The organism is Actinomyces oris, assembly GCF_001937445.1.
GTDB classification, from domain to species: Bacteria; Actinomycetota; Actinomycetes; order Actinomycetales; family Actinomycetaceae; genus Actinomyces; species Actinomyces acetigenes.
Genome location: NZ_MSKS01000001.1, coordinates 158189 through 181200, shown reverse-complemented (window position 1 = coordinate 181200; position 23012 = coordinate 158189). Strand labels below are relative to the sequence as shown.

Here is a 23012-nt window from a genome sequence, read left to right as displayed (position 1 = left end):
CCCGCCGATGGCGGTGGGCCAGAAGTAGGTGAGCTGGCGCAGGGCGGCGGCGTGGAAGGTGCGGGCCTGGACGCCGGGGACGCCGAGGTCGGCCAGACGCGAGCGCATCTCGCCGGCGGCGCGGGCGGTGAAGGTGACGGCCAGGACCTGGGTGACCTGGTAGGCGCCGGTGGCCACGCCGTGGGCGATGCGGTAGGTGATGGCCCGGGTCTTGCCGGTTCCGGCGCCGGCCAGGACGCACAGGGGGCCTTCGAGGTGCTCGGCGACCTCGCGCTGGTCGGGGTCGAGGGCCTCCAGGAGGGCGGTGGCGTCCAGTGGGGCGCTGCGACGGCCGGGACCGGAGGTGGGGGTGCCGGTCGGGGCGGGGTGGTGGGTGGTCGGGCTCATCGGTACCAGCCTGCCACGCGGGGCCGACAGGAATCGACGGCCCTTGGCCCGCGCCGGGTGGCGTCAGCTGACGATGGGGCCGCCGTACCAGTCCTCGATGAGGAGTCGGGCGATGGAGGTGGGGCCGGGCAGGAGGATGCTGCCGTCGTCGGCGGCCGCGGTGAGCTCGTCGCGGGAGACGAGGCGGGCCTCGACGACCTCCTGGCCGTCGGGGCGGGGCCGGTCCTCGCCGGGGGCCAGGCGGGCGCGGCAGCCGAGCATGAGGGAGCGTGGGAAGGGCCAGGGCTGGGAGGCGACGTACTCCACGTCGGCCACGCGCAGCCCGGTCTCCTCCCACACCTCCCGGGCCACGGCCGCCTCAACGGACTCGCCGACCTCGACGAAGCCGGCCACGACCGAGTAGCGCCGGGGGGCCCAGGTGGCGCCGCGCACGAGGAGAAGGCGGTCGGAGGTGTCGGTGACCGTCATGATGACGGCCGGGTCGGTGCGCGGGAAGTGGACGGTGGCGCAGTCGGAGCAGCGGCGGGCCCAGCCGGCCTCGATGATCGCGGTGCGTCCGCCGCAGCCCGGGCAGTAGGCGGAGCGGGCGTGCCAGGCGGCCAGTGCGGTGGCCGTGGTGGCCAGGCCTGCGTCGCGGGCCGTCATCTGGGCGCCCATGGCTCGCAGGGCGGAGAGCGGGTAGCGCTCCAGCAGGCGGCGCAGGTCGGGGTGGTCGACGGCTGTGCCCTCGGCGTCGGAGCCGGTAGCGGGCGGCTCGGGGGCATCGGGGACCTCGAGGGCCTGGGGCACGACGACAGCGATCCAGGCGGGGCCGGTGGGGGCTGCGTCATCGGCGAGCTCGCGACCCATGTAGAGGACGGTCAGGTCGGGGCAGCAGGTGGGGGCGGAGGCTCCGAGGTAGCCGACGCGCAGGTCGGGTAGGGCCCAGCCGCTGCGGGTGCCGGGGCCTTCCCAGGCGGTGGCGCCGGGACTGCCGATGAGGCTGGGCGGGGTGAGGCCGTCGTCGGGCAGGTCGGGGTGGATGGCGGGGCCGGTCAGGGCGACGCGGCCGCGGGCGTCGACCAGCAGCACGCGGGTCTCGGGGTCGGCGGCGAGGCTCTCCAGCAGCCCGGGCTCGCTGCGTCGCTCGGCGTCGCGGTCGGTGGCGGAGCGGGACAGGGCGAGCTGGTCGGTGCGCATGGGATCACTCTCCCATCCCCTGCTTCGAGGCGCACATGGGCGCGCCCATACCGATAGGAGGTGAGTATGGGACTTGGGAGCTTTCTCGGCGACGTCAACGACGCATCCTGTGCCCGAACGCGCGCGGGTGCGAGGCGGGACCGGCGGGAATGTGTCCATATGGGACGGCTTTAGCGACGAGTCGGTCGAGCGTCATGAGCATCTGTACAGGTCAGAGCGTTACGGGTCGGCTCCGCATGCGAAAAGCGGCTTCAAAACCGTCCCATATGGACAAAGTCTGGCTCCTCTGAGCCGCCGTCTAGGCTGGGGGCGTGCGCACCTACCTCGATCACGCCGCCTCGGCCCCGGTCCGTCCCGAGGTCGCTCAGCAGATCGCCGAGGACCTGGCCAGTGGGCTCGGCGGCTGGGCGAATCCGAGTGCGCAGCACACCGCGGGCCGGCGGGTGGGGGCGCTGCTGGCGCAGGCGCGTGCTCGCCTGGCGAGTGCTCTGGGGGTGGATGCGCATGAGGTGCTGCTGACTTCCGGTGGCACAGAGGCCGATGCCCTGGTGGTCTCGGGGCGGGCGCGAGCGGTGCCGGGCGGGCGGCTGGTGGTCTCTCCGATTGAGCACCCGGCGGTTCTGGACTCGGCGCGCACCGCTGTGGACCAGCTGGGGGCGGGGCTGAGCCTGCTGGAGGTTGACGACGCGGGGCGGGTCGAGCTCGACTCGGTGGATCGGGCGCTGGTGCCGGCGGGCAGTACCGGCCACTCCCCCGCGTCCCTGGTGTCGGTGATGACGGCGAACAATGAGACCGGCGTGGTTCAGGACATGGCGGCGCTGGTGGGGCGCGTGCGCGAGGCCAGCGGCAGCGGGCGCCCCGGCGAGACTGGGTACGTGCCCGTCCACTCCGACGTGGTTGCGGCGCTGGGGAAGGTTCCGGTGTACTTCCATGGCTGGGGCCTGGATGCGATGAGTCTGAGCGGCCACAAGCTGGGGGCGCCGGTGGGGGTGGGGGCCCTGGTGGTTCGCCGCGACCTGGCGTTGACGCCGGCCACGGGTGGGGGCCGTCAGGAGCGGGGGATCCGGTCGGGCACGCAGGACGTGGTGGCGGCCCGGGCGCTGGCCCTGGCGGTGGAGCTGGCGGTCGGCGAGCGGGAGGAGCAGGAGGCCCGGCTGGCGACGCTGCGGCATCGGATTCTGGAGGGCGCTGGGGCACTTCCGGGTGTTCACGCCACGTTGCCGGAGGGTGTCGATCATGTGGCCTCCACGGTGCACCTGTGGTTCGAGGAGGCCGACGTCGAGGCACTGCTCATGGCCCTGGACCTGGCGGGGGTTGATGCGTCGGCGGGGTCGGCCTGCCATGCCGGGGTCACCCAACCCAGTCACGTGCTCCTGGCGATGGGCTTTCAGGAGGGGCCGGCCCGCTCTACGCTGCGCTGCTCCCTGGGTCGGGAGACGGGCTCCGACGATGTCGAGCGCCTGCTCGCCGTCCTGCCCGCCGCCCTGGAGGGGGCCAGGCGAGCCTGGAAGGTGACGCACAAAGAACAGTAGGCGGGGATTGACGACCACAGTAAGTGCATCAATCCCCACCCACCTCATTGAAGTGCAATTCTCGAAGGAACTGCGACCCGGCCTGGGAGACCGGGGTGTATGCGACCAGCCCATGCCTCAATGAAGTGCAGTCCCCGAAGGAACTGCAACGGCTGGTTCTCCATCCCGATGGCGTGGTGCAGGTGCCTCAATGAAGTGCAGTTCCCGAAGGAACTGCGAGGCGGCGCCGTTCCTGGCTGCCCTGATCGAGGACTTGCCTCAATGAAGTGCAGCTCCCGAAGAAACTGCAACAGGCGACGATCGGTCACGGACTAGCCCAAGCTCAGCCTCAATGAAGTGCAGTTCCCGAAGGAACTGCAACGGGGGTACGAGAAATGGCGGTCTACGGGTCGCCGACGCCTCAATGAAGTGCAGTTCCCGAAGGAACTGCAACTCGGAGTCATAAGCAGGTTCCTGGTCAGAGTAGCATGCCTCAATGAAGTGCAGTTCCCGAAGAAACTGCAACTGGTCAAGATTGCTCATCTCAGTGACATCCATGCTGGGCTTCAATGAAGTGCAGTTCCCGAAGAAACTGCAACCCTGGTCCGTCTCGTACTGGATGGTTGACGACGGGCCTCAATGAAGTGCAGTTCCCGAAGGAACTGCAACGGGTCGGCCGGTTGAGCGTCGGAACGTTGTGGACCACGCCTCAATGAAGTGCAGTTCCCGAAGGAACTGCAACTTGAGGACCTTGTCCTCGATGACCGTGTCCAGGTTGCCTCAATGAAGTGCAGTTCCCGAAGGAACTGCAACCGCAACATGGGTGAGGGCGTGCACTGGATCCTGGAGCCTCAATGAAGTGCAGTTCCCGAAGGAACTGCAACCCCTCTGGGTGTTCTCCAGCTGGTCGGACTCCTGCCGGCCTCAATGAAGTGCAGTTCCCGAAGGAACTGCAACGCTTCGTCATCTGGCAGCCAGGGCAGTCCGGTGTCGTGCCTCAATGAAGTGCAGTTCCCGAAGGAACTGCAACTCAGCATCAGTAGCGATGGCGTTCCAGTGGTGAGGCCTCAATGAAGTGCAGTTCCCGAAGGAACTGCAACGGGATCGCTGGCCCTGCCACATGGCGGGTGTTCCAGCCTCAATGAAGTGCAGTTCCCGCAGGATCTGCGACACCTGGACAGCGGTGGGGCGCGCGATCTTGCCGCCGCCTCAATGAAGTGCAGTTCCCGAAGGAACTGCAACATGCTCAAGACCTCGGATGATCCGGGGTGGCCGTTCCACGTGCCTCAATGAAGTGCAACCCCAAAGGAACTGCGACGGGTGGCGCCTTTGCCGACGGCGTCCAGGCCCGCTCGACCTCAACGAAGTGCAGTTCCCGAAAGAACTGCGACAGGTCGGGGCCCTCGCCCTCACCTGGCTCACGCGCTACCAGCCTCAATGAAGTGCAGCTCCCGAAGGAACTGCGACGGCCCGCTCAGTATAGCCCAGCAGCTTCACCTTCCACTCCGAGCAGGTCCGCCAGCGACTGCGCCAAGACGGCGTCACGTTGCAGGCGACGCATCCGCTCCACGGTATCAGCGGCCTCACCGTTACGTCGCAATAGCGTGGCCTGGTTCGCGATCTTCGCCGAGACCATCTGCTGGGCGATGTCCTGCCTCCCCTCGGCGCTGGCAACATGCTGGCGCACCCGCTGGAGCCCATTAGGAGAGTCTGCGCCCTGAGACCAGCCGATCACTCGGCCGGACCATGAGCACCACACCACGCACCGGTCGCGCCAGCACAGTTCACGCAGCAGAGCCGAGGAGACATCGACGTTCCCATGGACCACTAGACCGAGCACCCGTTCAATCGGCACGCTGAGAAGGCGCTCTCCGGCTTTGGTGGCCTCGACTCGCCCGCTACTGAGGGACACCCGCGAACCAGCGGTGGCCGCGTGGAGGATCTGGGCGTCGGGTGCGGAGGCGACAACCCGCCGCCGGGCGTTCTCATACCGATGCTCAGAAGACAGGCACACCGAAACGTGAGAGCACCACTGGCAGCGACTGTCATCGTCAGGCGGCTCAGGCGCCTGGGACGCCCCAATCAGACGGCGCGTACGTGCGACCGCTTCCTCTGCCCGGGTGAAGTCGGCACCGGTCAGGTCGACCTCGACTCGCCGGCGGTGTCCGGTGAAGTAAACCTCCGTACACCGAACCTCTCGTCCCATCTCCTTGAGACACATGGTCTGAAGCGCAAGCTGGAGCCGGTTGGCATAAGTGACCTCGGGACGCCGCCGCACAGGGGTGGCCTTGTACTCCACGACGGTCAGCGGGCCATCATCTGTGCCCTCGATGATCTGTCTCCTTTGACAGATAAAACGGTGGCGATATGTCAGCCCCACCACCTGGGCGCATCCTGAGGAACCTTCAGGACATAGGTCGGGACAGCAAAGAACTCACCCATTGGTGGGCGCCCACACAGGCAACCGTGCTGGCGCCCACCATGTATGACTGCCAGCCGCCCTGGCGCTCCGACTCAAGGACGGCCGGTTCCTTGTTCAGCTCAGCACCTCCAGCCTCCCCACACCCAGCGAACGCTCCGGGGCTTTGTCGTTGTCACTGACGTTGACGTGGAACGTCAGGATCGCTCGGACACCGTGCGCTACAAGCCACGCGCATGCCGATCTCGCTGCAGCAGCCGATTCCGTGCTCGTCGCAGCCTGAATGACCTGTTCTGAGACCACCACTGCCCGCCACCTATCCAGTGTATGGGGCCCAACAAGGACCGGAAGCACCAGCTGAGTCGGGACGAACTCACCAATCGGCTCCGCCCCGGCAGTGACGGAAGCTCCCGTGAGCCGGTGGATGACAGGGAACGACGAGAGCCCCCACAGGGCACACCAGGCGAGCGCGCTGTCGGTAAACCGGGGCGAAGTCAGTCCAGTGGCCGTCCTGGACTCGTCCGAGCGCTTCCCTTTGTAAGCCTCATCCGTCACGGTCTGACCGATAAGTCCAGAGACAATGGCCCTAACATTCCGATCCGCGACGATCTCAGCCAAACCTCGCAGCCTGTCATGGACAAAGTTCTGATAATTCTGTCGAGTTTTCATTTCCCACCTGCTGGCTCCACCATCACCCTTACTCCACCAGTAGGACGGCTCACCAAGCCCACCCATTAGTTCCAGATCACCCCACTTAGAACCATCTTCCCAGCATCGATCAATAACAGAATGCCGACACCCTTGAAGATACCCCCATTTACATTCTTTTCCTTGATCAGGCCTGGAAATCCGAGGACTCATTACAGCAGCCACCCATCTGCCTTTCTTGTCGACCCACGGTTCGCTTTCTAAGTCAGCTTGCACCCAGCTTTCTGGAACCACAGACGCCGTGGCGTGCTCATGAACAGCAGCCGCGATGGCCTCGTCGTCGTAGCCGTCCGCGGTGACAACCATCCGGGGCTCGGCGGCCTCGGTCCAGCCGAGCCGGACGCGCTCGGCTCCGTCACCTTCCAGGATGAGCGTCAGCCCGAGCCCCGCGAAGGTTGTCAACGCGCTGGTGATCTCTCCGCCAAGAATCATCCCCATCACTTCCCTTCCATGGAGATCGTGCAGTCAGCGGCGCGCAGCAGTGCCTCGAGGTAGGCGGTCCCCCAATGACCCCACTGCCTATCGGTGCGGGCGATCAATGACTCCCATTCACCTTCACCCACTAGCTCCTCCAAGGCATCTGCATGGTCTGGGCCCGCAGTGGCCGGGTCGTGGTCGAACAGGGGCCTGCCACGACCATGACTGGTACCAATCAGCCTCGTGACCAGATCCCGGAGCTCCCGCTCGACGCCGCCGGGCTCAGTCTGCTCCCAGTAGGCGGCTGCGGAGGCCAACTCATGGCGCCATCCCGCAGGGAGCCCGGCATCGGCCCATGCGCATCGCACGGCCGCCAGTGATGTACTGCGGCCCCCGCTCTTGGCAAGCGCCTCCCTGCCATCGGGATCGCCCCGCCACAGAAGCCGCTGAAAACGGACATCCTTCTTTCCGAGGTCATGCCAGGAACCGGCCTCTCTCAGGGCCGTCGCAGGCATCGGCTCAATACCGATGCCGTCGGCCAGTGTCCCCGCGCGGGCGGCGACCGCCGCGTTGTGGTCCGCAAGGAGCACCCGGTGGCTCACGGACCAGGTGGAACGGTCGTCGGAATCATCGTCCGGTGTCACGCTGCTGCGCCTCACCATCCATGCCGGTACGTCGCCCTCATCCCGACCTGGAGACCACACCACTGTCTCCCCCGGAAACATGTCACTCAGCTCATCCGGTTCCAGATCCGCCAGTCGGCGCAGCTCATCGGAATCGGTCACGACATCGACAACACCGTCGAGTTCCCCGTGGGGAACCGGCTCGCCCCGTTCCTCGCCAGCGTCTGTGACAACTCCGGAGGTCAGAAGCGGTATCGAGGCATCCAGAATGAGGAGGTCGCCGGGGCGAAGCGCACGAGACGCGATCTTGTCTCCTCCCTCGTCCTCGAGGACCATCGCCTGCCACTGGGGCAGGACCGCCCCGTCTCGCCACAACACCGACCGGCCCAAAGGATGGTTCGTGTCCTCTCTCAGCCGCTGCACCACCTTCCGCGCGGTGGCGATGGTCATGGGGTAGACCTCACGATCCTGCGGAGGAACCTCAGTCAGCAGAGTCTCGCACGCCGTCGCATCCGGCAGATCCTTCAGGTCCCTCAGGACAAGACCCACTGTTCCGGTCTCGGGGGCGAGGTCATCACGGATCCACAGGTCGAGCTCCGGTTCGACGACGAGCCTCATCGACGTCTTCGACCACAGGGCCGCATCCCAGGGCTCAGGCCTCTGGTACAGCAGGCGGCGCGGAGACTCCGCAGGCGGTGCTTTCGGCTTCTCGCTGACCGTCAAAGGAGACAGGTCGCCGTCATCGATACGGTCCAGAATCCATGTGCGAGCAGCGAGCAGGTCTTCCTTGCAGTACGGTAGTACGTCTTTGCTCAACGGTGCTTCCCTCGGAGGGCCGACGACGGTGAACCACGCGCGGTCACGCCGCCCCAGCCGGTTGACCCGGCCGGCGCGCTGAGCCAGGGCACTTGCGGGGGCGAGCTCGGTCACCATATGGACCAGGTCCAGGTCGACTCCGACCTCGATGGTCTGAGTCGCCACGAGAACGTCGATGCCCGGTTGTCCTGAGACGTCGAAGAGTCCAGGCTCGTCTTGCCTCATGCGTTCCAGGTCCCAGGGGCGCATGCGCCCCACCCACAGCTGGCAGTTCAGCCCCTCCTCGCTAAGGGCCTTCGTCACCTGAACCGCACTGTCCACGCGGTTGAGGACACACCCCACCGTCCGAGGGCCCTCGGGGAGGAGCTCGCGCGCATCCTCAACAGCGGCGAGCACCTGCGAGACAAGCTCATCGCGATAAGCCTTCGTCATCTTCCCATTGGTAGGCCACGTAGTCGTCTCCACATACTGAGCCGACTTGGGTGCCCGTACTCGAGCGGCCAACCGGACGTCCTGAGCCAGCGACTCCGAAGTGACGCCGACGATGTCCGTCGCATCGCCTGAGGGCGTGGCCGTCATCTCCACAGTCTGGAGCGCCGTGACTCCCAGCTGCTGCGCGCTCCGGGCGCACAGCTGCCCCACCCTCCGGGCAGTCACGAGGATCTGGCGGCTCAGGTGGGCCTCATCAACCACCACAGCAGCGTCGAGGGCCAGCATCCCCGCCAGCCGGGGGCGCGCCAGCCGGGATGCTCCGTAGGAGCGGAACAGCAGGCTCGACGCCCACATCGCCGGCGTCATGCACAGCACGGCGCACGCCTCCGGGGCATTGAGCCAGGCTCGATCCGTGGCCGCCGCGCCACGCATCGTGGCGGTGACCAGCGGTGCGCGGTCCTCGGCCTCACACACACGCAGCCCCACCAGAGCGTCACGGACACGTCTGAGGATCGAGTCATCCGCGGGCGCCTCCTCCAGGAGGCACCGTATCCTTGCCGCGCGCGCGGCGTGAGAGTCGGTCAGTGCCCTGCGATTGACCACCACGGCCAGCCTTCTGGGGACACGCTTCGCGGCGCCAACCGAGAACAGAGCCACAGCGAAGACGTGTATCTCCACGACTGATGACTTACCGGCACCTGTCGGCGCAACGATCTGCTCCGGCCAAGTCCCAGTATTCACCAGGTGCCTCAGCAGATCCTCCTGCCATGTGAACGGTCGCTTCCCGGCTCCGTGGACCGCCTCGAAGAAGTCTCCGAAGTCCTCGAGGGTGATCACGGCCGCCTCCCCAACACGTTCTGCGCCAGTTCGATGGGAAGATCAGCCGGTACCAGCAGGCCCCCGCCCAGGTGCCGGCTCTGCCCTACGGCGGCCAGTTCAGTGTCCGCCAGGAGGTCCCCGGCGCTGACAAGCGCCGTGTAGGGCTGGGCGGTCATGCCGCGCTGCATCTTGTGGGCGTAGAAGCTCGGGTTCCTCGTGACACGGTGGTACCACATCACTCCAGCCCCACGTTTCCGTACCTGAGCCACCAGTGAGCGGTAGCCCTTGGTGCCTTTGGGCACGGCAGCGAAGCGATCGCGCCAGACGAATCCCAGGGACAGGAGGATCGCGTCCTCAAAGGTCCAGTCCCCTCGCTGACGGGCCACCTCCGGCACGGCCACTGGCGTCGGGGACCACAGACGCTGCGTTCCCTGAGCAGGTGGGCGCCAAAAGCACTGTGCGTCGAAGACCTCCCCTACCGGACGCAATCTCGCCGGCGCCTCATCTCTGCGGTGGTTCAGCTGAGTCATCCCCGCCAGGGCTCTGAGGACGACTCCCTCATCGTCGTCGCTGACGTCGGAGGGCAGCATGATGAGGAAGGCACCTGGAACGTCGAGATCCGTCTCAACCACTGACTGAGCGAGCACAGACGCGGGAACGTACTGGATAGCCAGACGATTGGCTGGCCTTGTCAGCCCTTCGTGGTATCGCCCGGTGACGAGCGCAGGTGCCCCATCACCGATACGGGCCACAAGCGCCCGGTGGAAGGCGACGCACCAGCTCACCCGGCGTTCCGGGGTGATTTCCCGCCCGGTACCGTCGTCGGCCAAGAAGATCAGGACATCACGCCAGGGAGAATGATCGCCATCGGGACGTCTCAACGGCCCCACAGCCGCATACCTGGCGGTCCGCAGGCACTCCTCGGAGGTCGGGAATGTTCTGATGGAATCTCCCGTGGGGTGGAACGCGTCTGCGGATGCACTCGGAGGTTTGAGAGGCCGGGACTGGGAATACAGCTCGCGGAGCACGCGGGTTCGCCCCGGTGCGGGGACCTGCACGCGCAGACCTCCCGGTGTGAAAGCGGTTGCGGCAGGGTCGAGTCGCCAGTTCGCCTCCACGGTCTTGATGCTCAAGACCACGGGGCTGTCCATCTCCCCCAGGCACGGAACGTCCTCGCACAACCGAGAGAGCACGTCACGAACACCGTCTGGCATGTCATCCCAGATCCAGCCGATCTCACCATTGATCGCGTAGCCGTCGGAGATGGCTTTGGCCGCGGTCTTAGGCTGATTCTTCTCGATCGTGCCCGTCTTCCGGTAGGCGACTCTCGTGCCTGTCTGAACTGGAGCCGTGCTCGGGATATGCAGACCGTGAGGAGAATGGTTCTCCAACCAGGTCAACGCCTCATCGATACCAGGGTTCACCTGGCCGTCAGCGGCCGCAGCGGCCCCAGTATGGGAGGCACTCACGAAGGCGGAGAACAACCGAGCAGGAGAGGGGATCGGTTCGGGGCTGCCGTCTACTGCATGCCCGTGGTAGACGCCGAGGGGAAAGCGCGCGGTAATGCTGACGGGAGCCATCAGTCGTCCTGCGCATCGTCAGCCGCAGCAGCAAGAATCGCCGGGTTGCCCTCAACGACGAGGACCGAACCATCCCAGGTCAGGTTCGCCGTTTGAGTCGCATGGTCGATGGCGGCGCTCAGCAGGTCCTGGGCCTGGTCGATGCTCAGTGGCTCAAAGTTCTCCTTCTGCCCGTATCGCTTGTCCAGAGTGACGACGGCGGGGCCGGTCTCCACCAGGTCGCAGTTTGCCCGTAGGAGGAGCTCGGCATCGGAACGTGCCAGGCCGTTGAGAGCGAGTGCGGCCAGCAGCGCTCGACAGGCGACGTCGCCTTCCGGCGTTGGAGAGTCGAAGCGCAGGGCACGAAGCGCAGCGAAGCTGAGCACATGGGAACGGATGATCTCCTGGCAGGTGACACCACCGAGCTGCTCCAGCGACGGCGGGATAGCCCCAATGCCAAGTCGAGCTAACCCTTCCTTTTCATTCTTACCAATGGAATTGTCATACGTCTTTTTGGACAATTCTTCCTTCTGCGCATCTGCGATTGCTTTACGGCCCGCCCGGTCCAGCTGGATTCTTGCGCCCAGGGGATCGATCCGGGCGCCTCCGCGCTTGGACTGGTTGGCCTCCGCTCCCCCGTCCTGGTCCGCGAGGATGCCGATGATCTCGCCAACGAGGATGCTGCGGTAGCGTCCCTGATGGCTCTTGCGGCTGGCGTCCCAGCCTCCGAGCAGGAGCGTCATGGGGCTGCGCTCCAGCAACGGGCGCGCATGGTTCACCGTGGCATCACGGAGCTTTCGATACTCCTCAACCGAGGTCACCGGTTCTCCGTTGATGGTGCCGGCCCGGATCTGCCCGTCGAAGGCCCGGTGCGGCAGGTCGAGATCGCTGTAGACCTGGCCGTCCTCGAATCTCAGCTCAATGCGTGGAGTGCGGGCCAGTACGGGGTCCTCATCCGCGATGGCCGCTGACACGGCTGCCTCTAACCTGTTGTTCTGGGACTGCTTGGAGTCGATGAGGACGGCGGTGACGGGTTCTCCGTTCCAGAAGCGCCGCTCATAGGCGAACACGGACTTGCTGCCGGAGACGAACTTGGCCGGAGCGACCGAGGCATGAGGACCGGCCGCAGGCTCCAAAGGGGTGACCGAGGTCAGGACGCTGGCTCCGCCCGGGCTGCAGGCGTCAAGCAGGTGCTGAAGGGTGATCGTTGACATGTAGGGTCTCCTCGTTGAGGTAGGTCCGTCTGACCTACACCTACATCTCTACACCTGACCTACGACACATATGACGCGACGATATTGCGGGTTGACTCCGGCGGCAAAACGCTGTTATAGCCCGAAGCTCTCTGCCATAGTGAGGGCATGCCCAAGCAGGACAGACGCATCGTGACCCGCTGCGTGCAAGCCGTGGGCGCCGGCGTTCTCACGCTCTTCGCGATCGTGGGCACATGGCAGGTCTCCGACGGCTCCTGGAGCATTACGGCTGGCGCCGCGCTGGCAGTCATCGTGCTGTGGTGGCGTCGAGAGAAGCCCGACGCCGTCCTCGGCGTCCATCTTGTGCTGTGCGCACTCCAGCTCGGCGTCACCGACGCTCCGCTGCCCGCGGATCTGACGATCGTCGTGTCCCTGTACGCGGCAGGCCGGTGGGGCGAACGGGAGTTCACGCCGGTGTGGGCCATAGCCGTTGTCGTCGGCTCGACGCTGGGGGCGTGGGACTGGAACCGGGATGAGCTGGGAATCGTCCCGCTCTCCCTCTGGGCCCAGGACATGGCACAGGCCACCTTCGCAGCGCTGTGCAGCGCCGCCATCGCCTGGGGCCTGGGAAGATTCGTGACGCAGCGCCGCCAGCTTCGGGCCAGCCGCCTGACGGCGGAGGAGCAGCGCCGGGCTGCGCACGACGCAGCGCTGCGCAACGAGATCGCCAGGGAGGTTCACGACGTCGTCGGACACGCCCTGGCGCTGATCGCCGTGCAGGCTGAGGCGGGCCACTACCTGGCGGCTGGCTCCGAGGACATCGACCTCCCCGCCGACGAGCGACTGGAGCAGGCGGCTCAGGCGCTCGGGCAGATCCGGGCGACCGCGCACTCGGCCCTGGCCGACACCCGCAGTCTGACCCGCACTCTGGCCTCTCCCCCGCAATCGGAAGAGCGCCGGGGCGCCGCAGAGCCCGCTGAGCCCGACGATGCCCGGCCCGCCTCCCCTGTCACCGAGACGCCGCTGCGTCCGGTCCCGAGGATCGCCGATCTGCCCAGGATCGTCGACGACGTCCGTGCGACCGGGCTGCCGGTCACCCTGTCAGTGGACGACCGGCTGATCAGTGAGGGCGAGCAGACGGGAGGCCGCAGTCCGCTCAGCGCGCAGGCGGAGCTCGCCCTGTACCGAACGACGCAGGAGTCTTTGACCAACGTGCTCAAGCACGCTGAGGCGGCCGCGGTCGAGGTGAGGCTGGAGTACCGTGACGACGAGGCTCACAAGGAGGTCGTTCTGACCGTCGCCGATCAGCCCAGCGCCCCCGGCACTGGGGCGCTTGCCCCGAGGGCCGGCGGCCGCCTCCCGTCGTCCGAGCAGACGCCCGCGGACACCGGCGGGGGCCAGGGGCTGGTGAACCTGCGCCAACGCCTGGCGGCGGTCGGCGGCTCCCTGGAGGCGGGCCCGGGCCCCGGGGGAGGATTCATCGTGCGCGCCCGCATTCCCTCCGAGGCCCCTCAGTCGACGGTCGTGAACCCGGGAGGAGAACCGATATGACCCGAACCCTGCGCATTGCGCTGGTGGACGATCAGGACCTGGTCCGTTCCGGCTTCCGCATGATCCTCGATGCGCAGAAGGACATGTGCGTGGTCGGCCAGGCCTCCGACGGCGTCGGTGTTCTTCCCATGGTCAAGGCCACTCAGCCCGACATCGTCCTCATGGATATCAGGATGCCCACCTTGGACGGCATCTCCGCCACCCACGCGGTTCTGGGCAGCCACCCCGACCTCAAGGTGCTCATCCTGACCACCTTCGACCTGGACGACTACCTCGTGGCGGCGATGCGGGCCGGGGCCTCGGGCTTCCTGCTCAAGGACTCGACGGCGCCCGAGCTCCTGGCCGGTATCCGCGCCGTGGCCCGAGGAGACTCGGTGGTGGCGCCGTCGGCCACGCGCCGGCTGCTGAAGCGGTGGTTCGCCCCCACCGGCCCAGCCGGCCCCTCGGAGCCCGGCGCCGTACATACAGAGTCCATCGATGCTCTATCCGACCGGGAGAAGGAGATCGTCACGCTGGTCGGACGCGCCATGAGCAACGCCGAGATCGCCCAGCACCTCGTCCTGGCCGAGTCGACGATCAAGTCCCACCTCAACCGGATCCTGCACAAGCTGGAGCTGCGTGACCGGGCCCAGCTCATTGTGCTGGCCTACGAGAGCGGACTCGTGCGCGTGGGTGGGTAACCCGGCACCGGTTGCGCGTCCCCGAGTTGGAAATCGCCCCGACACCTTGCAACCCCGGGTGGAAGCTGGCCCCCATCGGTCACAATGACCGTCGTCGGGCTCTACGGTCGGCTCCATGAGTACCAGCAACCGGTTCCATTTCCTCGACTCCTTGCGCGGCTTCGCCATCGCAGGCATTCTCCTCGTCAACGCCGCCGATCTCATGTGCCTGGGAGATGACGTCCCGGTCCGGCCCTTCCAAACCATCCCGTTGGCGGAGAACGTCCTGAACTTCCTGGTGGCGACCCGCTTCGTACCGATCTTCTCCTTCATGTTCGGAATGAGCATGGGGTTCGTCATCGATTCCGCGATCCGCCGGGGCGCCCCTGCCTGGAAGATCCTGCTGCGCCGCCTTGCCGCGCTCCTGGTGATTGGGCTACTCCACTCGATCCTCTATCCCGGTGAGATCCTGCGCGACTACGCGGTTGTGGGAGCCATTCTCCTGCCATTCGTCCTCAAGGTCCCGCGCTCCGTGCGTCTGGTACTCGGTCTGCTGGCGACGGTCGGCGCCTACGCATTCACGGGAGGAGGGGCACTATCGCTGCCCGGACTGTTCCTTCTGGGATCGGCGGCCCAGGCCTACGGCCTTCCGGCACGCCTCGAGCACGCCGACCGTCGGATCGGGGCGGCGACGCTCGTATTCGCAGCTGCCAGCGCGGCCGCGATCCCCTGGCAGGCCGCCGAGGGCGGTGATCCCAGGTTCTTCACGGCGGGCGGAGTCGCCGGAGGACTCATGGCCTGTCTCTATGTCTGCCTTCTGGCGCTGCTCTGGCGCACCCCGGTGCGGCGGGCCCTGAGCGCGGTATTCGAACCCCTGGGCCGCATGGCGCTGACCTGCTACGTCACCGCTTCCTTCGTCATGGTGCCGGCGGGAGTGCTGCTCGATTCGCGCTCCACCCAGGACGTGATTCCCGGTCTCATCGTCGCTGCCGCGGTTCTGCCCCTCCAATGGGTGTTCTGCCGTCTTTGGCTCTCCCGGTTCGCCTACGGCCCCCTGGAGTGGGTGTGGCGCTGCATCACCTGGTGGCGATGGATTCCGCTGCAGCGCCCGCAGTCGAAACGACTCGATCCGGTCAGCTACGTGCCGACGACGACGGACGGGATAGCGTAACCCTCCGAATGCGTGAGCTCGATCGCCCCGTGGAGGACCCGCACGTCCACCGCGTCGACCGGGTCAGTGCGAACAGGTGGAACCATCACGTCGTCGTCGAGACAATGAAGACCGCGCAGAGCGACTGGCTCAGGGACCTCATTCGCGCCGGTTACGAGTTCGCCTCCCGGTGAGCGCCCCTCAACGGCCACGCAACAGCGCCGGACAGCCGACCATCCGCTCTGGAGCCCGAGTCCTCGGCCATCGAGGACGTACTTGTTGATCGAGGACTGCGTTATCCCCCAAACGACTGGTACCCGCCAGCAGCCGTTTGGGGGAAAAGTACGTCCTGAACGGAGAACGCAGTTCCCGATCCAGCGCAGCCCCTCTCACACGCGGTCGACGAACTGAGCGGCGATCTCCAAAGGGACGGGATCCCATTTTCGTACGTACCTGATGGCTCGCACACGCCCGTCTCTTCTCCCGGAGTCGCGCAGGCGCCGTACCTCGTCACGATCCAGCGGACTCTCCGAGAGCATGCGATCGACCGACAAGCCGTAGGTCTGCCGGAAGAACAGTCGCTCCCGTTCGGGCTTCGTCATCGACTGGCCTCGAGCACCTGCTACTGCAGTCAGTACAGCCAGCATGAAGAAGGTGATCGAGAGAGGAAACCACACAGTCAGCATCACGACTCCTTTCGAGAATGAATAGGCTTGCTCATGCGGGCACGGATGACCATCACTTCATCACGTCAACATGATGGAATCGAGAAGGACCTTCTCGACACATTCAGGAACATCGTCTACGGGACCACTGAGGCTTATCTGTACCGTGTTCGAGAGATGCGAAAGCAGTGACATCTCATTCAACCCTCACTCCCCTGGCGTCATCTCAACGAACCGGGCGAAGCGCGCGTAGTAGTCGTCCTGGAGGGACCTGAAGGTCTCTCGTAGGAACCCCGGCTCCTGCTCGTACTCGCTCAAGCCGCGGTAGTAGAAGGCCTTGGTCGAGTCGAGCACGATGAACGGCATGATGCCGTTGGCCAGGCACTGCTGAAACATGAGGATCCGCCCCACCCGACCGTTGCCGTCCTGGAACGGGTGGATGCTCTCGAAGCGGTAGTGGAAGTCGGCGATGTCGTCGAAGGTCATGCTCGCCGGGGTTCGTGCGATGAGATCGTCGATGGCGAGCGCGACGTGCTCGGGCGCCACGGTCTCGCGCCCGCCCACCACATTGGGAACGCGCTTGTAGTCCCCGACGGCGAACGAAGGCCGCCGCGCATCGGCGGTCCCCCGTTTGAGGACTCGGTGGTAGTTCTTCATCGTCTCGGCAGTGATCGGCTCACCGAGGCGGTCGATCATCTCATCGAACAGCTCGAAGGAGTTGACCGTCTCCACGACGTCGTCAACGGCGACGTTCTCCCCCGTAATGGTGCGGGTCTCGTAAATGAACCGGGTCTGCTCCTCATCGAGCCGGCTGCCCTCGATACGGTTGGAGTTGTACGCCATGAGCACCTGGTTGAGGTGGTACAGGCCGCCCTTCATCCGCGTACGGCGCTGATCGCGCAGGGTCCGGGCGAAGCTGGGGGCGTCAATGGCGTACTCGTCAGTCATCGGGCTCCTTCCTCACCGTCATCCTATGCCGGCCACCACCAGGCCCCGGGCTCTCCCGGTTGCCTGGCCGCCACCGACCTGCGGTAGCCTGCCACGACCGTAGCAACATCTACCCGTCTGTCCGAAGGAGACCCCGTGCGCGTCCTGGCCGCCCTGTCCGGTGGAGTCGACTCCGCCGTGGCCGCGGCGCGCGCCGTCGACGCCGGTCATGAGGTCGTGGGCGTCCACATGGCCCTGACCCGCAACCGGGCCCAGACCCGTACAGGCTCGCGCGGCTGCTGCTCCATCGAGGACTCCGCCGACGCCCGCTGGGCCGCCCAGATCCTGGGGATCCCCTTCTACGTGTGGGATCTGTCGGAGGAGTTCGAGGAGCGCGTCGTGGCCGACTTCCTCGACGAGTACCGCGCCGGGCGCACCCCCAACCCCTGTGTGCGCTGCAACGAGCGCGTCAAGTTCGACGCCCTCCTCGAGCGGGCCCTGGCCCTGGGCTTCGACGCCGTCGCCACCGGCCACTACGCGCGCCTGAGCGGCGGCGCCTCCTCCGGCCGCCCCGGTGACACCGCGGGCCTCACGCTGCGCCGCGCCGTCGACGCCGCCAAGGACCAGTCCTATGTTCTGGCCGTCTCCGGCCGCGAGGGCCTGGCCCGGGCCCTCTTCCCCCTGGGTGACGCACCCTCCAAGGCGCAGGTGCGTGCCGAGGCCGAGGCCCGCGGCCTGCCGGTGGCCTCCAAGCCGGACTCCTACGACATCTGCTTCGTGGCCGACGGCGACACGCGCGGTTTTCTGACCCGCTCACTCGGCGCCAGCCAGGGCGCCATGGTCTCCCCCGACGGAGAGGTCCTGGGCACCCACCAGGGCTACTTCGGCTTCACCGTCGGCCAGCGCAAGGGCCTGGGCCTGTCCCGCCCGGCTGAGGACGGCCGCCCCCGCTACGTCATCGAGACGCGCCCGGCCACCAACGAGGTCGTCGTCGGCCCCGAGGAGCTGCTCAGCCGCACCGCGGTCGACGGCGACGGGCTCGTTCTGCTCGCCGACCCCGAACCGCTCGCCACCTGCCCGGCAGCCGGCAGCACCGATCCTGACGGCTCCCCCGCCGTCGGCTGGCAGGAGGCTGGCGTTCAGGTGCGCGCCCACGGCCGGCCGGTCCCGGCAAGGGTCCGCGTCGATGCGGCGCGCGGGCTCCTGCACGCCGAGCTGGCCACGCCCCTGCGTGGCGTGGCCGCAGGTCAGAGCCTGGTCGTCTACGGCGGCGACGACGGCGACCAGGTCCTGGCCCAGGCGACCGTCGCCTCCGCGCAGTCCTCCAGCCACGCCGTCGCCTGACGTCCTCGTCCGACCTCGCCGTCGTCGACGCGGCAAGGCCCGGGCCACGGCAGGCTCGCCGTGCCCCGGGCGTCCTGGCGCCGGCCTCAGTCAGGGACGTTCAGCGCAGGCAGGTGTGCCGTTCAATGGCTCGTACCGCCCACCAGACCAGGATCGCAGCCAGGATCGGCGCCATGACGACGGAGCCGATTCCCACCAGTTGCGGCTCCTGGTCCGCGCGGACGGCCTCAATGAACTGCGGGAGCATCATGCGTGTGACGATCCGCCCGCTGGTCACATCGAGCGACAACGGCAGCAGCATCGTGGCGACCAGGGCCATGAGCTGGTTGACCGTGTACAGGATGACCAGGCCGACCGCGGGCGCCCCGAAACCGAGCCGGTTCCAGCGCCCCTGCGCCCCGATACTCATCACCGCGGCGACCTCGATGATCGTCATGACGACACCCTCGACCATGGTCAGCCCGTAGAAGACGAGCATGCCGGTTCCCACTATGTTGATCATCTGACGCACCGGTTCGATAAAGTCTCCCAGCGTCATACCGAGCAGGTGCGCGTAGGCAGCGAACCAGCCGATCATCAGGAGCGTCGCCACCGCGGCCGACGCCAGCACCGCAATGACGGCGTACAGCGTCTTGGCGGCGAATATGACGCGTCCCCTCACCGGCAGGCTCATGGTGAGGTAGCCGCGAGCACCGTACATGGAGGCCCAGTACTCGATACCGACCTGGACACTCACGACGGCGGGCATGGCCACGAGCGCCACGAAGGAGCACACCAGCAGTATTGAGGAGAGCACGGGAAGCCTGAGCAGGCTCATGAGTATGGCGCCGACCGCGACCGCACCGATGATCACCACGACTCCGGCATTGCGCCGAGCCTGGGTGCGAGCCTCCTCCATGAGTAGCACGGTGAACATCAGCGGTACTCCTTCCTGAACAAGGCGTCCAGGCTCATACCGCAGTCCTGGCGCAGGTCGTCGGCGTCGCCCGCCAGCAGCAGGTGGCCGTCCTTGAGGAAGACGACGGAGTCGACGATGGGCTCGACGTCGGCAATGAGGTGGGTGGAGATGAGCATGAGCGCCTCGGGATCGAAGTCGCGCAGGACGCCGCTGAGGATGACGTCGCGGGCGGCTGGGTCGACACCGGAGATCGGCCCGTCAAGGAGGTAGACGCGGGCCCGGCGCGACATGGCCAGGCTGACGCGCAGCTTCTCCCCCATGCCCTTGCTCATCTCCTTCAGGGTGCGGTCGGCGGGCAGGCTGAAGAAGCGCACCAGCTCGGCGGCCTTGTCGGCGTCGAAGTCGGCGAACAGACGCCGGTACTGGGAGATGGCCGCCGGGACGGTCAGACCGGGGGCCAGGAAGCTCGCGTCGGGCAGGAAGGAAACGAGTGCCTTGGACTCGGGTCCCGGATCGTGCCCGGCGATCCGGACTCTGCCGTCGTAGTCGGCCAGGACCCCGGCGAGGATCTTGAGCAGGGTGGTCTTGCCCGAGCCGTTGGAGCCCATGAGGCCGATGATCCGCCCGGGCGGCAGCTCGAGGCTCAGCCCGTCCAGCGCATGCTGGTTCCGGTAGGTCTTGGTGAGGTTCTCGACGACGACCAGCGGGTCGGCGCCGTCGAGGGCGGGAATGGTTGTGGGTCTGTTGGGGGTGTGTGCGCTCATGACGCATCTCCTGTGGTCTGGCGGCCCTGGCGGTCAGGAGCCCACCAGCGCTCGGTCAGGAGCGCCGCGGTCTGGTCCAGGTCCATGCCGATGGCGGTGAGGGTGTCGATGTAGGAGTCCGTGGCCCCGGAGGCCAGGCCTCGGCGCACGGAGTCGATGGCGCTTTCCCTGGTGGTGACGAAGCGCCCGGCGGTGCGTTCAGCCGCGGTCAGTCCCTCGCCGTCCAGCGCGCCCAGTGCCCGCTGGACGGTATTGGGGTTGACGCCGGAGCTCGCGGCGAGCTCGCGCACGCTGGGGACTTTGGAGCCCGGGGGCCACTGGCCGGAGACGATCCGGTGGCGGAAGTCGTTGGCCAGCTGGACCCAGATCGGACGGGAGTCATCGAGATCCATGGCTCTCCTGATGTTCGGGGACGGGTGGCGCTCATGAGCGCAGCACAGACGACTTCGTCGGACCGCCTGTATTACTGCACTAATACAGTGACACAGGCGGGGGGTGCCGTCAAGCCGAACGGCCTGGAGCCCCACACATGGGCTCCAGGCCGCAGCTCCCCATCGGGCAGGACCACCCGACCCTCTCCCTCCCGGCCTTCAGTCCGGCGGGCCGACAATGGCGTGGTAGTCGGCATAGCATTCGGCCAGGAGGACGGGCGGCGCATCCTCCAGGGGCATCGCCCGCTGTCCGGCGACCAGACTCAGAGGACCGGTGGTCACCACCTGGTCCTCGGTCCACACGTCCACCCCACCGAAGTCAATGACGCTGCACAGGCCGGCCACCGGGAAGTCCTTGAGGAACGTGGTGTACCAGTAGATGTTGGAGTCGGGCTCATAGCCGCGGGCCTTGGCCCGTTTGCGCAGGTCGCGGGCGACGACCCGCCTACCGGCCCCGTCGTCGATGCCCCTCTGCCCCTGGCCCACCTGCGGAGCCCGAGCCGAGAACTGGTCGAAGAGCGGGGTGATCTCGTAGTCGGCCAGGTGCTCCTGCCAGCCGGCCACGTCCGCCTCCGACAGCAGCGTCCCGTGAGCCAGTGTGACCACGGCATCCGGGGACAGCTCCAGTACGGCGTCGTCGGCTCCCAGAAGCTGGCCGTCCTCAGTGGGGCAGAAGGTCCAGGTCCGGGGCTCATGGCCGCCGGTTTCCGGCTCACGGGTTCCCACACCCTCGTCCTGGCCACGGGCCATCCAGACCAGACGAGCCGCCAGGTGCCGGGCCAGGGGGTGGTCGGAGAACAGCTCCCGCCACAAGGGAGCCGGCCAGGACCGCCCTATGCACATGGCCTCATACAGACGCCGCCGCTGGACCTTGAGCACGGCGGCGACCTCCTTGCGCGCAAAGGTCAGGCGGCGCCTGGTCTGCGCCACGAGCTCGCCGTCCTCGCTCTTGCGGGCGGCGGGCAGGCTCTTGCGCGCGCGTCCGTCGGCGTCCGTCAGGGCGATGGTCAGCTCCGGGGTCAGGCGGCCCAGGAACTCGCGCTCGCCGTAGGACAGGTGCAGCAACCCGTCAGGCCCGAAACCGGCCGTGGGGATACTGCGGTCACCGAGCTCGGCCTCGCTCCAACCCCGCTCGGCGGCCACTGCCCGAGTGAGCAGGTCGGCGAAGCCGCGCACCCGCGGCAGGCGGTGCTGGGCCGCAGCCGAGACGATGACCTGCAGGGCCTCGGCGGACGGGTTCGCGCAGACGGCGGTCAGGACGGTCTCGGACTCGACGCGCCATGTGGCGTGGCGGCTCAGGGCGCTCCTGGCGGCGGCGGCGAGACGCTCACCCTCCATTCCGACGGCGAAGGCGAGCAGCCCCTTGTTCCTCAGGCTCTCCCCCTTGGCAGCCTCGCGGTTGTGGGCGACCCAGCACTCGACGACGAAGGCACTGAGCTCACGGGCGTCCTCCGCGTCGAGCAGGCTCAGGTAGAGCTCGATGGTGCCGGCCCCGTCGGGGGTCTTGAGCCTGTAGGCCTCGAGCACCCAGTTCCGCACGATGTCGGGGTCCAGCGGTGTCCCGTCGGCGAGCCTCACCTCGGGCAGGGCCTCGAAGGGGAACCAGTCCAGGGCCGCCGGAGGGCGCTTCAGCCGCCGCCGGGGAGGCGTCAGGGCCTCTGCGGTGACGAGGTCGGTGACGTCATCGCCGTATATCTGCAAGGTGCGCAGCAGGTTGGCCCGAGCCAGACGGTCCTCCTCCTGGGCACGGGCGGAACGCAGCCGGGCAATGCCGTCGGGAATCGTCAGGCCGGCCAACCAGGCCGCCCCCGCCCGGCGCACGTGCGCGACCGGACTCATCACCGCTTCAAGTGCCAGGTCCCCAACCTCGGGGAAGCCTGCGAGAAGCTTCTGGGCCAGCTCCCGGTTGACCTCTGAGCGTCCCACGGCAACCTGCGCCAGCGCCGGCACCATACTCTGGGGAACGGCCGGGAAGTGCTCGAGCGCGCGCAGCACTCGCGTCGCCGACGTGGAATCCTTCAACAGGTCGCGGGCCCTTGCCAGATCCTGGGCCATCCACGGCCAGCTGTCCTCGGATCCACAGGTCCACAGGGCCCAGTCCCAGGTGATCGTGCGCACTACTTCGGGCAGGTGCCCGGCTCGGACCAGCGCGTCGGCGACGACGCGTGGGTCGGTGTCCCACGGAAGGCCTTTCTCCAGGCGGATACGGGTGATGCTTCTGCTGACGCGCTCATCAGATCCGTCCAGCGAGCGGCACAGCTCGTCGAGCGCCGCAGCGCGATCCTCAGGCAGGGGGATCACCGGTGGAACCGCGACCGGCGGAGTCTCACCCGGCTCCACTCCGCTTCCCCCTTCCTCCTGCTTCACGGCTTCCTGACTCGTGTCGTCAGGCGAGTTCTGTGATCTGGTCGTGACCTGCATACCTGCATTGTGCCGGTCCCAGGGGGCGCTGGATGCGTAAATGACGGCGCATTCCTCCGGACAGGCGTCCACGCAGCAGGAGAACTATCCACCAGTTGGTTTGTCACCTATTCCGCCTCTCGTCTGGACTTTGTCCTTC

19 protein-coding genes and 1 CRISPR repeat array are annotated in these 23012 nt (G+C 67.1%); of the genes, 6 read left to right on the top strand and 13 right to left on the bottom strand.

What is annotated here, in order from left to right; genetic code table 11:
• A partial coding sequence (locus BKH20_RS00635) for a UvrD-helicase domain-containing protein (RefSeq protein ID WP_178388527.1) occupies positions 1-387 on the bottom strand: 387 nt, incomplete at its 3' end.
• A 63-nt stretch (positions 388-450) separates the two neighbouring features.
• Positions 451-1566: an NAD(+) diphosphatase gene (gene nudC, locus BKH20_RS00630; protein ID WP_075389511.1), complete on the bottom strand. Its 1116-nt coding sequence runs from the start codon at positions 1564-1566 to the stop codon at positions 451-453.
• A gap of 311 nt (positions 1567-1877) precedes the next feature.
• On the opposite strand from nudC, the gene BKH20_RS00625 reads away from it, so the two are divergent.
• Positions 1878-3098, top strand: coding sequence for a cysteine desulfurase family protein (locus BKH20_RS00625; protein ID WP_075389510.1), 1221 nt, complete (start codon positions 1878-1880; stop codon positions 3096-3098).
• Positions 3099-3139: 41 nt separating this feature from the next.
• Positions 3140-4319: a CRISPR direct-repeat array (repeat unit 36 nt; unit sequence GCCTCAATGAAGTGCAGTTCCCGAAGGAACTGCAAC).
• A 232-nt stretch (positions 4320-4551) separates the two neighbouring features.
• On the opposite strand, the gene BKH20_RS00620 is transcribed toward BKH20_RS00625, so the two are convergent.
• The 5 genes from BKH20_RS00620 to cas7g all read right to left on the bottom strand — a co-directional run bounded on the left by BKH20_RS00620 (position 4552) and on the right by cas7g (position 12084).
• Positions 4552-5460, bottom strand: coding sequence for a CRISPR-associated endonuclease Cas1 (locus BKH20_RS00620; protein ID WP_256692946.1), 909 nt, complete (start codon positions 5458-5460; stop codon positions 4552-4554).
• A gap of 153 nt (positions 5461-5613) precedes the next feature.
• A complete protein-coding gene (locus tag BKH20_RS00615; protein WP_143224912.1) occupies positions 5614-6642 on the bottom strand; it encodes a hypothetical protein in 1029 nt (342 codons plus the stop codon).
• Complete coding sequence (gene cas3g, locus BKH20_RS00610) at positions 6642-9329, bottom strand: type I-G CRISPR-associated helicase/endonuclease Cas3g (protein ID WP_075389508.1); 2688 nt, start codon at positions 9327-9329, stop codon at positions 6642-6644. The genes BKH20_RS00615 and cas3g overlap by 1 nt, the downstream gene beginning before the upstream one ends.
• Positions 9326-10891, bottom strand: coding sequence for a type I-G CRISPR-associated protein Csb2 (gene csb2, locus BKH20_RS00605; protein WP_075389507.1), 1566 nt, complete (start codon positions 10889-10891; stop codon positions 9326-9328). The genes cas3g and csb2 overlap by 4 nt, the downstream gene beginning before the upstream one ends.
• Positions 10891-12084 carry a type I-G CRISPR-associated RAMP protein Csb1/Cas7g gene (cas7g, locus tag BKH20_RS00600; protein ID WP_075389506.1) on the bottom strand — a complete coding sequence of 398 codons (1194 nt, stop codon included), beginning with the start codon at positions 12082-12084 and terminating at the stop codon, positions 10891-10893. Before cas7g ends, csb2 begins: the two co-directional genes overlap by 1 nt.
• A 147-nt stretch (positions 12085-12231) precedes the next feature.
• Between cas7g and BKH20_RS00595 the strand changes: the two genes are divergently transcribed.
• The 4 genes from BKH20_RS00595 to BKH20_RS14190 all read left to right on the top strand — a co-directional run bounded on the left by BKH20_RS00595 (position 12232) and on the right by BKH20_RS14190 (position 15617).
• Positions 12232-13614 carry a sensor histidine kinase gene (locus BKH20_RS00595; protein WP_075389505.1) on the top strand — a complete coding sequence of 461 codons (1383 nt, stop codon included), beginning with the start codon at positions 12232-12234 and terminating at the stop codon, positions 13612-13614.
• Positions 13611-14294 carry a response regulator transcription factor gene (locus BKH20_RS00590; protein ID WP_075389504.1) on the top strand — a complete coding sequence of 228 codons (684 nt, stop codon included), beginning with the start codon at positions 13611-13613 and terminating at the stop codon, positions 14292-14294. Before BKH20_RS00595 ends, BKH20_RS00590 begins: the two co-directional genes overlap by 4 nt.
• A 115-nt stretch (positions 14295-14409) precedes the next feature.
• Positions 14410-15444 (top strand): DUF418 domain-containing protein, encoded by a 1035-nt coding sequence (locus BKH20_RS00585; RefSeq protein WP_075389503.1) that lies wholly within the window; start codon positions 14410-14412, stop codon positions 15442-15444.
• Between the two features lie 8 nt (positions 15445-15452).
• Positions 15453-15617, top strand: coding sequence for a DUF5655 domain-containing protein (locus tag BKH20_RS14190; protein ID WP_256692945.1), 165 nt, complete (start codon positions 15453-15455; stop codon positions 15615-15617).
• A gap of 195 nt (positions 15618-15812) precedes the next feature.
• Here the strand turns inward: BKH20_RS14190 and BKH20_RS00575 are convergent, their stop codons facing one another.
• Positions 15813-16109 (bottom strand): hypothetical protein, encoded by a 297-nt coding sequence (locus tag BKH20_RS00575; protein WP_075389501.1) that lies wholly within the window; start codon positions 16107-16109, stop codon positions 15813-15815.
• A gap of 186 nt (positions 16110-16295) precedes the next feature.
• On the bottom strand, positions 16296-17036 hold the full coding sequence (locus tag BKH20_RS00570) for a Fic family protein (RefSeq protein ID WP_075389500.1): 741 nt from the start codon (positions 17034-17036) through the stop codon (positions 16296-16298).
• Positions 17037-17171: 135 nt separating this feature from the next.
• Here BKH20_RS00570 and mnmA point away from each other — a divergent pair, with 135 nt between their 5' ends.
• Entirely contained in the window at positions 17172-18359 is a 1188-nt protein-coding gene (gene mnmA / locus BKH20_RS00565) for a tRNA 2-thiouridine(34) synthase MnmA (RefSeq protein WP_075389499.1), read from the top strand.
• A 100-nt stretch (positions 18360-18459) separates the two neighbouring features.
• Here mnmA and BKH20_RS00560 read toward each other — a convergent pair whose 3' ends face one another.
• From BKH20_RS00560 to BKH20_RS00545, 4 genes are all read right to left on the bottom strand, one after another.
• Entirely contained in the window at positions 18460-19275 is an 816-nt protein-coding gene (locus BKH20_RS00560; protein ID WP_075389498.1) for a hypothetical protein, read from the bottom strand.
• Entirely contained in the window at positions 19275-20021 is a 747-nt protein-coding gene (locus BKH20_RS00555) for an ABC transporter ATP-binding protein (RefSeq protein ID WP_075389497.1), read from the bottom strand. Before BKH20_RS00555 ends, BKH20_RS00560 begins: the two co-directional genes overlap by 1 nt.
• Positions 20018-20413 carry a GntR family transcriptional regulator gene (locus BKH20_RS00550; protein WP_075389496.1) on the bottom strand — a complete coding sequence of 132 codons (396 nt, stop codon included), beginning with the start codon at positions 20411-20413 and terminating at the stop codon, positions 20018-20020. The genes BKH20_RS00555 and BKH20_RS00550 overlap by 4 nt, the downstream gene beginning before the upstream one ends.
• 198 nt (positions 20414-20611) lie before the next feature.
• On the bottom strand, positions 20612-22873 hold the full coding sequence (locus BKH20_RS00545) for a DUF4132 domain-containing protein (protein ID WP_075389495.1): 2262 nt from the start codon (positions 22871-22873) through the stop codon (positions 20612-20614).
• Between the last annotated feature and the right edge of the window lie 139 nt (positions 22874-23012).